The sequence below is a fragment of the uncultured Bacteroides sp. genome, from assembly GCF_910586915.1.
Taxonomy (GTDB): domain Bacteria; phylum Bacteroidota; class Bacteroidia; order Bacteroidales; family Bacteroidaceae; genus Bacteroides.
Window position 1 is genome coordinate 136,247 of sequence record NZ_CAJULN010000002.1, and the last position, 15,570, is coordinate 151,816.

Here is a 15,570-nt window from a genome sequence, read left to right on the forward strand (position 1 = left end):
TATGAGCGATCTGCAGGAGAAAATAGCCAATCATTATCTATTATTATGTAAATCTATTCAAAAACAGGGATAAAAAAGGCGGAAATCCAATATTGTTCTTAAATAAAGAACTATTTCATTTCCGCCTTATCTGTCAAAAAGACAAAACCCATTCAATTATGTCAATGTATGCACTTCACATCCGGTACTAATCGGCTTCAGGATCGACCACATTTGCGTCAACCTCAAACAATTTGAATTCCGCCATACTGAAAAAGACAGAGCCGGTATTGGTGTGATTCACCGAATAACGTATGTAACGATAAGGTTTTAAGTTACTTCCCATGATGGGCGATGTGTATGGCGTTGTGCTCATCAACATTCCGTTCTTAGCTTTAGTAAGATTCTCAATCAACTCAAAATTGACTCCATCGTTGCTACCCATAATATCCACATCATCAGGAATATTATTGCCATTACGCGCTACCGACTCATACTTAAAATAAGTAATCTCTTTTTGCAGTTCTATCTGAAACCAGTGGGGAGCCGGAGGTACATTCCCACTCCAGCTTGTATGAAAGTAAGAACCGGTATTTCCGTCAATAAGATTAGCAATAGGTCCTTCCGACTGCTCCTGAGCATTGGTCGACAACTGCTCTTCCGTCAATGCCATCTGTTTGGATTCACCAAAGACTACTTGCACCGGTGCCGGTTCCGATACGGCCGTGATAGTCTGGACATTTCCCGCATCACCCGTTTCGCTATAAGACTGTACTTTAAATTCATACTCACCGAACTTTTTGCGTGTATCCGGAATCAACACACTATCCGCATAAACACTTGCCAGTCTTACCACTTCCTGTTCCAGCAAATAGTCATAATAAGATACCTTAATATATCTGATGGTATTATCGTCAGGCGTCACCCAACGAAGCACAATGTAACCAGGCTTATTTTGCGTATCGGCACTCAACTCAATCACATCAGAAGGGACAACAGACTTTGTATCTTCGTCACTGCAAGCTGCAAATCCAGCCAAGAGTAGAGTGACAACCAATAAAAAAATATTTTTCTTCATAACAGTCATGCTAAAATTTAATTAATAATTAGGATTCTGCACCATATTCGGGTTCTTGCTCACTTCGGCAGCCGGAATCGGCAACAAATACTGGCGCGGAGTATCGAAATTGCGCACATCGGGAAGTGTTTTCACCGTGGCAAATCCGTTGATATCAGAAGCATCGATATTCATACCTCTTACCGGTACATCAAAGTATTGGGCTCCCAATTTCCAACGGCGGATATCCCAGAAATTCTGCTGTTCCAGATAAAGTTCTATCATTCTTTCCTGTCTTACGATTTCTGTCAGTTTACCGTTCAGACCACCATTTCCCGCATAGCTCACTATCGGATTCTTCGCATTCTTCCAAGAGTCTTTCACAGAAGAAAGTCCGGCACGCTGACGCACTCTGTCCAGTTTTTCCATACCTTTCTCAAGATAGCCTTCCTTATTGTAAGCGATACACGCTTCTGCATAGCTCAGATACAATTCCGCCAGACGGATAACCGGCCACGGATAGTCCTTTGAGGGCGCCTTTTGCGATTTGGAAGCAGCTACTCCCGGATGAACTCCCTTTTTATTCAAGTATCCGGTTTTTGAATAGTTGTTATTTCTACCTTGCTTACCACAATTTCCCTGTAGTGTAAAATCCGTCAGCCATTTCTTGCCTCCCACACGCTCGGCACTCGCTACATATGCATTCTCTTTAGACTCTGTCTGGCATTCATAATAACCATTCTGAAATGCAATCCAAGCATAAAAACGGGGTTCACGGTCAATATTCATCTTCAAGGTCTGTCCTTCGCCATAGGTAACATCATCGGGGAAAGGAACTACCGAGAAGCGGTTCTGATAATCAAACTCGGGGTCTTCGTCAATAGGAAGCCCGTTTTTCGTATAAAAACGTTCCACCATAGTCAAAGTCGGCGCAACACCGTTCCACGAGCCGTCACTCAAGAAAGGCAAGGATTTGGGCTGCAAGCCGTATGCACCCGCTTTACGCGTCTCGGCAAACAGCACTTCTGTCGAGTTGTCCTTGTCCATAAATGTAAAACGCATCGTGCGCTGTATCAAATCCTGAGGTTCGGGATAACCGCTCAAATCTCCTTCTTGCATTTCATATAAATTATATCCGTTGGACTCTGCCAAATTGATTGCCTCAAGTGCGGCGTCTGCTGCCTTTTTCCACTTATTTTCGTCGTAAGAGAGAGGCATCAACGCACTGCCGTCCGTATTGACAAATTCACTATAGTATTCCGTATTGCCGTTGAACAGAGGAGAAGCCGCATAAAGCAGCAATCGGGCTTTAAGGGCTTTTGCAGCCACGCTGGTTGCAAGTCCGTATTCCGAACCGGTACGGGTGGCCGGCAATCTTCCGGCAGCACTGTCAAACATATCGCAAGTCCACTGCACGCACTCGTCATAAGCGGTACGTCCCAACAGATTCTCTCTTGGAGTATCCAAAATCGGCAATTCTTTCACCAATACGACAGGGCCGTAGCATTTAATCAGCAACATATGGAAATAAGCAATCAGGAAATCAGCCTGAGCCACATAACTGTCTATCGTTTCCTGGTCAATGCGGGGAACCGAGTTGATGTTCTGCTTCAACAAATAGCATTGGCGAATACCCAAGAACAAATCGTTCCAATAGCTGATAATCAAGTTTCCCGAAGTATAGACGCCTTCGGCAAATTTCACGTACGATTCCTGAGTAAACGGACTTATAATCTCATCTCCACTGAAGTCGAGACAGTTCTGCACCATATTAATCTGCGGGATATATCCATAGCAAGAGTATAGGAATCTTTCTGCCGCTTTAGGGCTGGAAAAAGCATCCTTATCGCTTGCTTTCTCCGCCGGAACCACATCCAAGAAATTGCAGGAAACCATTGTAACTCCTGCAAACAATGCCAAAAACAGATATTTTATTATATTTTTCATACTATATAAATTTAATTATTGAAAGTCATTTGGAAACCAACATTAAAGACGCGCTGTGTAGGGTATTTCAAGCCACTACCGCCACCTTGTTCCGGGTCCCATAAATCGAACTTGGAGAATGTCAGCAGATTGGAACCGCTCACATAGAAACGCATTCTCTTCAATGTATATCCGATTTCCATATTTTTCAGTTTCAAGAACGAACCGTCGCGCATCCAGTAATCGGATGTACGGGTGTTATTCAAACTTGTCTTACGTGTCAAGCGCGGATACTTCGCATCCACATTCTGATTGGTGGGCGACCATCTGTCGTTTGCCACAAATTGCAGTACGTTACGCAATGAGTTGTCGCCGAAAGGATGGAATCCGCTCATAAACAAGGAGGTTTTCGCCACACCCTGGAAGAAGAAAGAGAAGTCCCATTTCTTATATTTGAACGAAGGTCCGAAACCATATACAATTTCAGGTACAGACGGGTTTCCAATCCATGTCCAGTCGTCCACATCTACGATATCATCATCATATCCGTGCATTTTCGACACATTGATATATTTGATATCGCCTGCCCCCAATGTAGACCCCATCTGTTGATTGTAACAGTCTATCTCAGCCTCATCCAAGAACAATCCGTTCGACAAATATCCCGAGGTCACATTGGCACTCTGTCCGACTTTCGACTGAAAAGCATACTTAGGTGCTTCGTCGTATTTGGTAATCTCATTGTGGGCATACGTAAAGGTTCCTTTAAAGTTCATATAGAAATCTTTACTGAAGGCCTTGTTGTAGTCAATCGAAAGGTCGAATCCCTGATTCTTCATCTCGGCAAGGTTACCATACACATCCGTAGCTCCGGTTCCCAAATAGGTAGGAATGGTTCCTTTCTTCTGAAAGATATTTGTACGGTTCTCACGGAAGATATCAACCACGATGTTGAGACTGTTCAACAGTTGCAAGTCAACTCCTAAATTGATTTTTTTTCCTACCTCCCAAGTGATATTATTGTTTTCGTAACGTGTGTAAACCGGTCCGTTCAGTCCATAGTTTTGGTCGATACCGGTAGTAAAGCCATTGCCGGACAGATTGATTGTAGGCATATAGATAAATCTTTCGCCCCCAATCTGGTCATTACCGACCAATCCCCACGAACCACGCAGTTTCATATTAGTGACAACTTTACGAAGAGGTTCAAAAAAACTCTCTTCGCTGATATTATACCCCAACGCTACGGAAGGGAAAAAACCCCAACGGTGTCCTTTCGCAAAGTTCTCGGAACCGTTGTAACCCATATTGACTTCCGCCATATATTTGCCGTCGTATGCATACGAAAAACGTCCGGCAAGACCTTGTTTGCGTTTGGGCAACGAATTGATAAGATTGTTACCCGGCACATTATTCACAAGTTCATCCTGATTGTAAAGCAACATAGCATTCACATCATGCTTTCCAAATGTACGGTTATAATCAACCATTGCTTCCAAATAAATCCGGCGGTCTCCTGCCGTCGCATTCGTATTGTTCAAGTCGGTCGTTACTTCGTTGCCTACCCTGCTTGTGGTGTAGCTGTACGAACCATCTTCGTTGAGTTGATACGAATCCAACAAATATTTATTCCAGCCGGCGCTATATTGGTTCACCGATTTCGACCAGTTCTTGAATGTTCCCAAAGCCTTGAAACGAAGTCCTTTAGTCAGCATATCCAATTTCTGTTCAAATTCAATTGCAGCAATAACCGTACTTTCAAACGTATCGTTATATCCTGTAGTCAGTTGGGCAACGGGATTACCCTGATAAGCTGTAATCAAACGGTCGGTAGTACCCCATTTCACATGATTGGTCACTCCATCAGGCTCATAGAAAACGGGAGATTCAACCGGACTTGTATTCATTGCATCTGCAAAGATATCATCAACACCACGGTTAGGCTCACGCAAATCACGAAGTTGCACGTTCAATCTTACAGATAACTTTGATGACTTGCTAAGGTATGCATTAATATTGTTCTGGAAAGCATAACGCATCACGTCAATATTATTGTTGTAAGAGAAAAAATCTTTGGAACGATTCTTCAACATACCTGATTCGTGATTGACCGAGATACTCGAAAAATAATCAATCTTCTTTCCTCCACCACGGATGTTAAAGTTCACTTTCTCATTAAAAGCTATATTATTAAACATCTCATCATACCAATTCACATCTGGGAAAACATATGGATTCAGTTTCATACGCGTACCGTTAATCTTATCCTGACTATACAGAACGTCCGAACTGCCATCATTCTTCACTGCTTCGTTGAACAGTTCCATATACGTAGCTCCATCCACAAACTTGGGAGTCTTGGTAGGCTGGCTCACCTGCCCTTCTACACGGAAATTGATAATCGGCTTATCCAAATTCTGTCCGGATTTAGTAGTGACAATCATTACACCGTTGGCACCACGGGTTCCATACATTGCTGTAGCGGTAGCATCTTTCAGGATGGAGAATCCTTCGATTACTTCCGGGTCCAGGGCGTTCAAATCGGCCGAAGACACCTGTACACCATCAATAATAATCAGAGGAGATGTTGTTCCGCTCAGGGTTGAAATACCGCGAATCCAGAAATCCGAACCGTCAGCTCCGGGACGGCCGGTACGCTGAACGGCAACCACACCTGCCAGACGACCGGCAAATGAGTTGGAAAGATTCGTTGAAGGCACTTTCAGTTCTGCCGGACGGATGGCCTGTATCGAACCTACCATACTTGCCTTCTTCTGTCCTGTTCCGTAAGCCGTCACCACCACTTCTTCAAGTGCCTGCGCATCTTCCGCCAAATCGATGGTAAGCACTTTCCGATTGCCTACTTTCACTTCTTTGGTGGTATATCCCACATACGATACTTTCAGCACATCCTGCGGATTTGCCTGAATCACAAACTTACCGTCGATATCGGTGATAACACCTGTCGATGTTCCCACAATAGCGATACTTGCTCCAATGACAGGTTCTCCCGTCCGTGCGTCGGTAACCACACCCACAACTTCCGCTTTCTTAGCTTGTTGAACCGATTCCGTTTTACTCATTTTCAGAATCACATCATTGTCCTGAATCATCCAAGTAATTCCGGTATCGGCAAAGACTTCATTTAACACCTTATCAATCGTACCCGAACAATTGATATTTTTCAATCGAATGTTTTTTAAATCCGCAGCATTGTAGAAAAAGACATAATTACTGTTCTTTTCAATGAGCATAATAGCTTCTTTGATAGTAATAGACTGTCCTTTTACCGTAATATGCCCCTGGGCTCCAAGTGCTGTCAACGGATAAAAAAGCAAAACCAGCACGATACTCTTGAAATATCGTACACAACTTTGAAAACTGAGTGATTTTCTCATGCTTTAATTAAGTTTGATTAGACATATGGTTAATAAAAAAATTGGCTAATATAAAATGAACTTGTCATCTGCTTTACGGATATTCAGATTCAAGCTGAAACGAATCTTATTGAGTACATTGTCCAGAGATTCATTGTAATGAATGCTGCCGCTGAACGAAACTTCATCGCGCTGTATTCCTTCCATAAGAATTTCGGTGTGATACATTTGGCTCACGATTTGAATCAGTTGAGCCAACGGAACATCCTTAAAGTTGTATCTTCCGTTTTCCCAACTGATATTGGCAATATTATCTAATTGCGTTTGTGAATCAACCGAGTTATAAGTAAGTTTCTGCAAAGGAAGCATTACCGTTTTTTGATGGGTAGAGGGGATATTAAATTCGATTGCACCTTCAAACAGAGTGACTTCGCTACGATGTGCGTTTTCTTGCTTTACCAAAAAGCAAGTTCCTTTCACCTCTATAAATGCCTTGTTTATATATACCCGAAACGTACTGCCTTTGTGTTTTTGCACTTCAAACAGAGAATTACCTTGCAGCCAAACTCTCCTGTCTTGCACGAATGCTTTTGCATATCGGATGGAGCTGCCGGGCTGCATCCATACTTTTGTGCTGTCGGGCAACACGTGTAACTGACTTGTCTCTGCAAGTATCTCTATATTTTCTACCTCCATTTCATCGCGTACGGAAAAAAACAGCAAACTTCCTACCACTAAGAGTATTGCAACGGCAGCAGCCAACGGACGCCATAGTTCCATATGAACTATAGTTTTCGGTTTCCCCTCGCATCTACGCTGGACATTCTGCCATATTCTTTTTTTCGTATCAGAGTTAACAGGGTCATCTGCAAACAATTTCCATTGTTTTTGCATCTCTTTTTCTACCGATTCTCTCTTTACCAAGTCCTCTCTCTCTTCCGGCAATAACTCCTCAATGAGAAGTTTTCTTATCAACTGTTTTCGTTTATCTATATCTGTTTTCATCTTTATTTTGTTGTTCATTAACTGGTGTTACATATATAAATACACCGCAGGCGGGCTTATCCCTACAATGAATGGCTATTTTTTTTGAAAAAAAATTATCATTAATCAATGAGTAGTTTGTAATTGGTTGATTATTAATAAAATGCGTTGAATCTTAGAAATCGTTGCATACACACGCATGAGCCTTATATAAAACTAATCTTTTTCCTGCGATGGCCTGTCGGCTGCCATGCGAATGTCTGTTGGTTTTCTTACTAAAATTTATTCGTCTGACTATAGTGACCGTTTCGTCTGACTATAGTCAGACGAAAGAAACACTACAGTCAGACGCAAGTTTAACTATAGTCAGACGAATAAATGTATGCATCCCGACCGTTAGTCTGTAGGCAACGGAAAATTAAATCTTAGGCAATTCTCCGCTAACCGATAGGTGAACGTAAGCATCTGATAAAGTACATGAAATTGGTATCAAAAGTTACTATTTCGAAGCAGATGTTATGAAAAGTTCCAAAACAGGAATGCCTGCAAATCTTTCTATCCAATTTTAAAGCAATCAAACTAATCGTTTTATTTTAAGATGATTCCATTTCAAGCGACATTTTTACAAAAAAGAAGCATTTTTTGAAAAGCATCCTTCAATAGCCTTTTTCTCGGTTTCTTTTTGTTACCAAGTTCATATGGAACTATGGCAAAATGACTCCGAAGGAAGTATTTCCCAGGACCTGCAATAAAGCTACCCCACAAACACAATAAACAACGGCAAATTCTCTTTAATAAACTTCAATGCCAAAGTAATTTGGCGTTCTATCGCCTTTTCGGAAACGGCACATCGGTCTGCAATCTCCTTATTAGAAAGATGCTCTTCACGGCTGAGTCTGAAAATATACTGCCGTTGCGGCGGAAGTTGGGCAATCAGGCTGTCGATATAAATTTTCAAATCGGCGGCGTCCAGTTCTTCCTCCATATTATATGAGTGCTCGATTCCTCTCAAAGCCGTCATTTTAAAATTCAACTCATTGAAAAGATGACGCGAATAATTGAATATAATGTTACGGGTAATGATAAAAAGAAAACCGTCAAAATCTTTGGCTTCATCCAGCCTCCCTCTTGATTCCCATACCTTCATAAAAACATCTTGCACCACTTCGGATACTACGGAAGAAGAAGTTATATAAAGCTGTGCAAAGTTATAGACCTTCAACCAATAGCGGTCATATAACAATGCAAACGCGGCTGTGTCGCCAGCTTTCACTTTTTCAACAATAACTTTCTCTTCCATATTGTTTCCAATTATAACACAAAAATAAGGAAACAATTATTAAAGACAACAATTTTTAAGGATTTTATTTCACATATAGCCGACAAATCCTCTTTCAAAGAAAAGTTGGCTATTACCTCAAAGGCCCGTTATTACTAAGTCCTACAAGAACTTAGCCACTTTTATATGCCTACAGATAGCTACTAAAGCTATTTCGCAAAATCAAACGGCCATTATCCCCCAATCAACCTTAAAGTGAAAAACAAATATTGAGTTTCAAATTTGTTTCTCTTGTGTTAAACTTTTGTTCCATCTTAATGATACTAAAGTTTCAATCAATAGAAATTTTAGTATCAAACCTTGAATAAGTTATAAGTTCGGAAATAACTAAGAAAAGTGGAACGGGGAGTATCTTATTTAATAATGGATAAGAAATAGAACAAGAAGAAAGAGCATGAAAATATGAGAAATAGTTTTCCGAAATAGCTCCAACAGTTCTAAACTTAATTTTTTTAACAAAAAAATATTTCTTCATAAGTTTCACAAATTCAACGTATTAGGAATTTATTTTATTTTTTCTTCATTTTTTTTTCAAAGTCGATGTGGGGTTAGAGGGGAGTTGCGTGTATTTATAATACAAAAGCAATAATAAAATTTAAAACCAACGAGGTGAAATAGGATGGATAAAGTTGATAAGAAAAGCTTAATCAAAAGTTTGCTGTCGGGTAGACTAACCAAAAAGCAACGCACAGACTTTGCTGACTTGGAACCGATAAATATAGAAATAAGAAAACAATGGGACGAGTCTGGCAACAGACCCGTCGATATGGAAATAAAAGAACAGATATGGAAAAAGGTAAGAAACCAATGTGAAGGCAAGAAAGAAAACCAAGTTCTTGTAGGACTTAGGTGGATTTACGTTGCCGCCTCTCTTGCCCTATTATTAGGTATAGCCGGATTGTGGAAACACTCATTAAACTACAAATTTTCAGAAAATGAATTAGTCAAGGTTACAACACAGTACAACACATTACATATACTTCCAGATAGCAGTAAAGTATGGATGGAACCCGGAAGCTCTATTGAATATTACAAAGATTTCAATAAAGACAGAAAAGTATGGTTAAGCGGTAACTCTTTATTTGAAGTTTTCAAACGCAAAGAAAGCCCCTTTCAAGTACATATCAATGATGCTTTTATTGAGGTAAAAGGAACCTGTTTTCTTGTAAAGCAAGAAAACACCGATCTCTGCGAAGTAACCTTATTTAAAGGAAAGGTTGAGTTCAACATACAATCGACCCAACAAACAAAGGAAATGTTTCCCTCACAAAAACTCATTTATAATTCAGCCAACTCACAAACTCAAATAGAAAGCATTACAAATATCAACTGGGAAAATGGCAAATATACCTTTAAAGATATTCCATTAAACCAACTCATCGAATTCATAAACCAGAAATATGATAGTGACATCGTTTTAAAAGCAACACATATACAACAATCTTCATTCAGTGGAAATATCCGGCATGATGAAAAAATTGATGAAGTGCTTTACAAAATATGCTACAGTCTGAACCTGAACAAGAAAGAAGAAGGTAGTAAAATAATCGTTTATTAATGAGAATATTATATTATTATTTTTTTTTAATTTTAAATTTAAAAAGCATGAGAAACTTTACCATTTTCGGTTGCAAGCGATATGTCAAATATATCGCATTAGCATTGCTTTTTTGTCCATTATCATCCCTTGCTTCACAGGGAAACATTACTGTTAATGGACAATCTCTAACAATCAAACAAATTATTCAGATTATTGAGAAAAGCAGTGACTATTCCTTTTTTTATAATGGATTAGATTTGGAAAATGTCCCTAAAAAAGACATCAGTTGCAACGGTTCTATCGAAAAAGTTCTGCACGAAGTTTTCAGCAGTAGCGGAATAAGCTATGTTGTCAAAGGAAAAGAAGTCATCCTTAAAGTAGAAAAAACAACAACTACACAACAGACTAAAAAGCGTACCATCAGCGGTACAGTTACAGATGCATCCGACGGCACGCCAATCATTGGCGCAAACATCGTTGTAAAAGGTGAAAATACAGGTGTCATTAGCGACATGGATGGTAACTTCAGCATTTCCGTACCAACCAAAAAAGGAATTACACTTGAAATTACTTACATCGGCTACAAAAAGCGCGAAATTCCAGTAGAAGACTTAGGAGTTATTAATATCAAACTGGAATCTGACAACGAAGTATTGGACGAAGTGGTAATCGTCGGTTCGGGAACGCAGAAAAAAGTCAGTGTAACAGGTTCAATCACAAGTGTAAAAGGTTTGGAGTTGAAAGCTCCGAGTTCTTCACTCACCAATTCGTTTGCCGGTAAACTGGCAGGTGTCATCGCAACAACCTCCAGTGGTGAACCGGGAGCAGCATCCGAATTCTATATTCGTGGTATCGCCACATTCGGCGGACGTGCAACCCCGCTTATCATGTTGGACGATGTGGAAATCTCTACAACAGACTTAAATAACATCCCTGCAGAAACCATCGAAAGTTTCTCTATCTTGAAAGATGCTTCGGCCACAGCTATTTATGGTGCACGTGGAGCAAATGGTGTAATGTTGATTACCACCAAAAGAGGACAGGAAAACTCGAAAGCAAAAATCAACATCACTGTAGAAAACTCATTCAACAGTCCGATGAGATTCCCCAAATTCGCAGACGGTGCCACATGGATGGAAATGTACAACGAAGCTCAGTTAACCCGTACTCCGGGAATCACTCCCAAATACTCACAAGAACAAATCGACGGCACACGTAGCCACATCAATCCATACGTGTACCCTGATGTTGACTGGGGAAGTTTAATTTTCAGAAATATGGCAATCAATCAACGTGCCAACGTCAACTTGTCGGGTGGTGGTTCAAAAGTAACCTATTATATGAGTTTGAATGTCAACCACGATACAGGATTGTTAGATTCACCCAAACTTTATTCATGGAACAACAATATCAATAACCTGAGATATAATTTCCAGAACAACATTTCCTACAAGGTGACATCAAGTACTAAAATCGACTTGAACATGAATGCACAAATCGGCAATCTCAAAGGACCGAATTTCAGCACTTCCGATTTGTTTGCAATGACATTGGCTGCCAATCCTATCAACTTCCCGGCTTATTATCCGCAACAAGAAGGCGACAGCCACATGAGATTCGGTAACAGTTACATCAGTGGTAATAACTACCGTAGCAATCCGTATGCTTATATGTCAACTTCGTTCAAACAGTCGGACGAAAACACATTGAACACAACCTTGAAAATCGACCAGAAATTCGATTTCATCACAAAAGGTTTAAGTGCCAATGCATTGGTAAACTTCAAAAATTACTCGGTAACCGCATATGCACGTAGCATAGAACCTTACTACTACAGAGTGGCAAGCGGAAGTTACGACCCCCTCAATCCCACAACTTACGACTTGGAACGATTAGGCACTTCCGGAACAGATTATATTTCACAAGGTGACATAGCCAAGAACAGCGACCGTACCATCACGCTCCAGTTCCAATTAAACTATCAGCGTCAATTCGGTTTGCATAACGTAGGCGGAATGTTGATGTATATGCAACGTGATTATAAAGAGACCTATTACAACAACCCGCTTCCCAAGCGCAACCAGGGCTTCTCCGGACGCTTCACCTATGACTACGGACAACGGTATCTGTTTGAATTCAATTTCGGATACAACGGAACAGAACGTCTGGCAAAAGGTAATCGCTTTGAATTCTTCCCTGCTGCTTCTTTAGGATGGGTAATCAGCAATGAACCATTTTTCGAACCCCTCAAGAATACAGTCGACAACATGAAGATAAGAGCTTCTTTGGGTCTTGTAGGTAGTGATGAAACAGGTCTGATTGCCAACTCTCCTCACTTCTTGTATATCGACTCATTCAGTTTGGGAAGCGTAGGCTTCACTACCGGAGAAGATTGGAATACAACTAAAAAAGGACCTTTCGTCAATCAATACGGTGTTGTCAACGGCGGATGGGAACGTTCACGGAAATTTGACATCGGTCTTGATTTGAATTTATTCAGAAACTGGAACATTACTGCCGACTATTTCCACGAACGCCGCTACAACATCCTAATTCACCGTGAAGCATGGCCCGAATCACTGGGATATTACACAGCCAAACCGTGGAAAAACATGGGAGAAGTGAGCAACTGGGGATTTGAATTCAGCAGCAACTACCACCAGCAAATCACAAAAGATTTGTCAATGGATGTACGCACAAACTTCACATATACTCAAAACAGATATGAAAATCTGGATGAACCGATTTATCCGTACAAATGGCAAATCAGTACAGGACACTCCCTCGCTGCTTCCTATGGATACATAGCAGAAGGATTGTTCCAAAGCCAGGAAGAAATTGACAACAGCCCTGCACAAAACCTCGGTAGTACTCCTCAACCCGGAGATATCAAATACCGCGATTTGAACGGCGACGGTGTTATCGACTCCTACGATAAAGCATTGATTTCCGAATATGGAAAAACTCCACGTATCCAATATGGTTTCGGTCTTAACCTCACTTATAAAAAATTCGACTTTGGCGTATTCTTCAACGGTTCTGCCATGCGTAAAATATTTGTATCCGGTATCCATCCTTTCGGTGAAACAGACCGCAATATTTTCCAATTCATCGCCGATGACTATTGGACGGAAGCCAATCCGAACCCGAATGCCAAATATCCCCGTTTAGGATTAACCAACAGTAGCGTAGCAAACAACCAGCAAACCAGCACATACTGGATGCGCAATGGAAATTTCCTACGGTTCAAGACTTTGGAATTAGGTTACCGTTTCAAACACGGTCGTGTTTATCTTACAGGCGACAACCTGGCAGTATTCTCACCATTCAAAGATTGGGACCCGGAATTGGAATGGTACAAATATCCGTTACAAAGAACGTTTAATATTGGATTACAACTGAATTTTTAACCTGAAAAACATTTATTAGAATTATGAGACTACTTAAAAACATAAAATTATGGAGCAGCGCATTTGCTATGGCAATGTGCGGAATAGTCAGTTCATGCGATTTTCTGGATGTAGTTCCTGTTGAGCAACCCGGACTTTCGGATGCGACTCAAGATGCCGAATCTACTCTCGGTTTCCTCTATTCATGCTATGCAGGAGTGAGAAGTCCGATGTCTTATACTGACTCGGAAGCCAGTACAGACGAATATGCTTTGCCCGAATTATGGGGACACGCAGCTCATAAAGTAGCATACAATCTAAATACACCACAGAACTTGATAGACCATCGTTGGGGATCGTTCTATCGGTTTGTCGGACAAACGCACCTGTTCTTGCAAGAATTAGAAAACGCACGAGGTATTTCAGAACAGCAACGCACCGAATGGAGCGCCGAAGCTAAATTCCTGCTTGCTTATTATCATTTTGAAGTGCTCCGTTTCTATGGCCCTTGCCCAATCACCGACTCCTACATACCGCAAGACACACCAAATGCAAGTTACAACGGCCGTTCACACTACGACTATGTAACAGAGTGGATTGTAAATATGTTGGAGGATGCTATCCGAAGCGGACTTCCCGATACCCGTACAAAAGATGTCAGCGAATGGGGACGTGCTACAACTGTCATAGCAAAAGCCCTGAAAGCACGTGTATTAATGTATGCAGCCTCCCCGCTATGGAACGGTAGTTTCCCTTACCCCGAATGGCAAAATAAAAATTTTGAGACTCCCGGTTATGGAAAAGAATTAGTCAGCAAAACCTATAGCAGAGAAAAATGGGTACGTGCCCAAAAAGCCTGTGAAGAGGCAATAGATGCTGCTCTAAGCAACGGAAACGACCTTTATAGGAATGAAGAAAAATATGCCGAACAGAATGTACCTCTACCTTACATTCCCGGTATTAATACATCCACACCGGAAGGGGAAGCATTTGCCAAAAAGGTACTTCTGATGCGATATGTCACCCAAATGAGACCCAGCGAAGGAAATAAAGAAACAATATGGGGATTGAACGCCACCGACGATAATTATATAGCTTCCATTCCGACACGTGTATTGAAGTTGAACGGTGGTAACTGGTATAGCGGATATAGTGGAATTTCACCTTTCCTCTATACAATAGAACATTTCTATACGAAGAACGGAAAACTTCCCGAAAAAGACGAAACATTCTACGCAAAAGAAGACTGGTTAAAAAGTGCAGGTATTTCCGACCGTGAAGATATCATAAATATTAATATAGCACGCGAACCACGCTATTATGCATGGATTGCATTCAACGGCGGTGATTTTTCGTCTACACTATGTGCCGGCCAACCTTTAAAATTAGAGTTAAGAAATGGAGAAAAGCAAGGATACAATCCTGAATTATTCAACAGAGACCATTGCGTAACAGGTTTCTTGTGCCAAAAGTATATCCAACCGAACCTGAATCTGTCGGCAAACAACAGTTGGAACCTGCAACATAAACCCAAACCACTCATCAGAATGGCTGAATTATACCTTAACCTGGCCGAATGCCAAGCTGCACTGGGTAATGATGGTGCATTAGACAACCTGAATATCATACGCGAACGTGCAGGAGTACCCGCACTGACCAAAGAGGACATCAGCAAAGATATGACATTGATGGATTGGGTACGCAATGAACGCTTCATCGAATTATGGGGAGAAGGCCATCGTTACTTCGATATCCGTCGTTGGGTAGAGGGTCCTAAATATCTTGCTGCCGGAAAACGCGAAGGTCTGAATGCAGAAGCAAAGGTGAACCCCACTTTTGAGGAATATAACCAACGCGTGAAGGTTCCGCAACCGTATGCATGGGAAAACAGAATGTACATTGCTCCTGTATTCTACAATGAAGTGTACAAAAATCCTCAAATGGTACAGTCACCCGGTTATTAATTCATAAAACGTCTA

The 15,570-nt window shown here is 41.1% G+C and carries 8 protein-coding genes; 3 read left to right on the top strand and 5 right to left on the bottom strand.

Features of this window, described 5'->3' with window-relative positions; all coding sequences use genetic code 11:
- Positions 1-187: 187 nt before the first annotated feature.
- The 5 genes from QZ331_RS01630 to QZ331_RS01650 all read right to left on the bottom strand — a co-directional run bounded on the left by QZ331_RS01630 (position 188) and on the right by QZ331_RS01650 (position 8,623).
- Entirely contained in the window at positions 188-1,057 is an 870-nt protein-coding gene (locus tag QZ331_RS01630) for a discoidin domain-containing protein (RefSeq protein ID WP_294627435.1), read from the bottom strand.
- 21 nt (positions 1,058-1,078) lie between these two features.
- The gene (locus tag QZ331_RS01635) at positions 1,079-2,983 is read right to left on the bottom strand and encodes a RagB/SusD family nutrient uptake outer membrane protein (protein WP_294627437.1); all 1,905 of its coding nucleotides are present in this window, start codon (positions 2,981-2,983) and stop codon (positions 1,079-1,081) included.
- Between the two features lie 11 nt (positions 2,984-2,994).
- Positions 2,995-6,360: a TonB-dependent receptor gene (locus QZ331_RS01640; protein WP_294627438.1), complete on the bottom strand. Its 3,366-nt coding sequence runs from the start codon at positions 6,358-6,360 to the stop codon at positions 2,995-2,997.
- A 45-nt stretch (positions 6,361-6,405) separates the two neighbouring features.
- The gene (locus QZ331_RS01645) at positions 6,406-7,035 is read right to left on the bottom strand and encodes a FecR family protein (RefSeq protein ID WP_294627507.1); all 630 of its coding nucleotides are present in this window, start codon (positions 7,033-7,035) and stop codon (positions 6,406-6,408) included.
- 1,042 nt (positions 7,036-8,077) lie between these two features.
- Positions 8,078-8,623 (bottom strand): RNA polymerase sigma-70 factor, encoded by a 546-nt coding sequence (locus tag QZ331_RS01650; protein ID WP_294627440.1) that lies wholly within the window; start codon positions 8,621-8,623, stop codon positions 8,078-8,080.
- Between the two features lie 658 nt (positions 8,624-9,281).
- Here QZ331_RS01650 and QZ331_RS01655 point away from each other — a divergent pair.
- Genes QZ331_RS01655 through QZ331_RS01665 form a run of 3 tightly spaced genes read left to right on the top strand, consistent with a single transcriptional unit; the run spans position 9,282 to position 15,555 of the window.
- A complete protein-coding gene (locus tag QZ331_RS01655; RefSeq protein ID WP_365975672.1) occupies positions 9,282-10,220 on the top strand; it encodes a FecR family protein in 939 nt (312 codons plus the stop codon).
- A 47-nt stretch (positions 10,221-10,267) separates the two neighbouring features.
- The gene (locus tag QZ331_RS01660) at positions 10,268-13,612 is read left to right on the top strand and encodes a TonB-dependent receptor (RefSeq protein ID WP_294627442.1); all 3,345 of its coding nucleotides are present in this window, start codon (positions 10,268-10,270) and stop codon (positions 13,610-13,612) included.
- Between the two features lie 23 nt (positions 13,613-13,635).
- Positions 13,636-15,555: a RagB/SusD family nutrient uptake outer membrane protein gene (locus QZ331_RS01665; RefSeq protein WP_294627444.1), complete on the top strand. Its 1,920-nt coding sequence runs from the start codon at positions 13,636-13,638 to the stop codon at positions 15,553-15,555.
- Positions 15,556-15,570 lie beyond the last annotated feature (15 nt).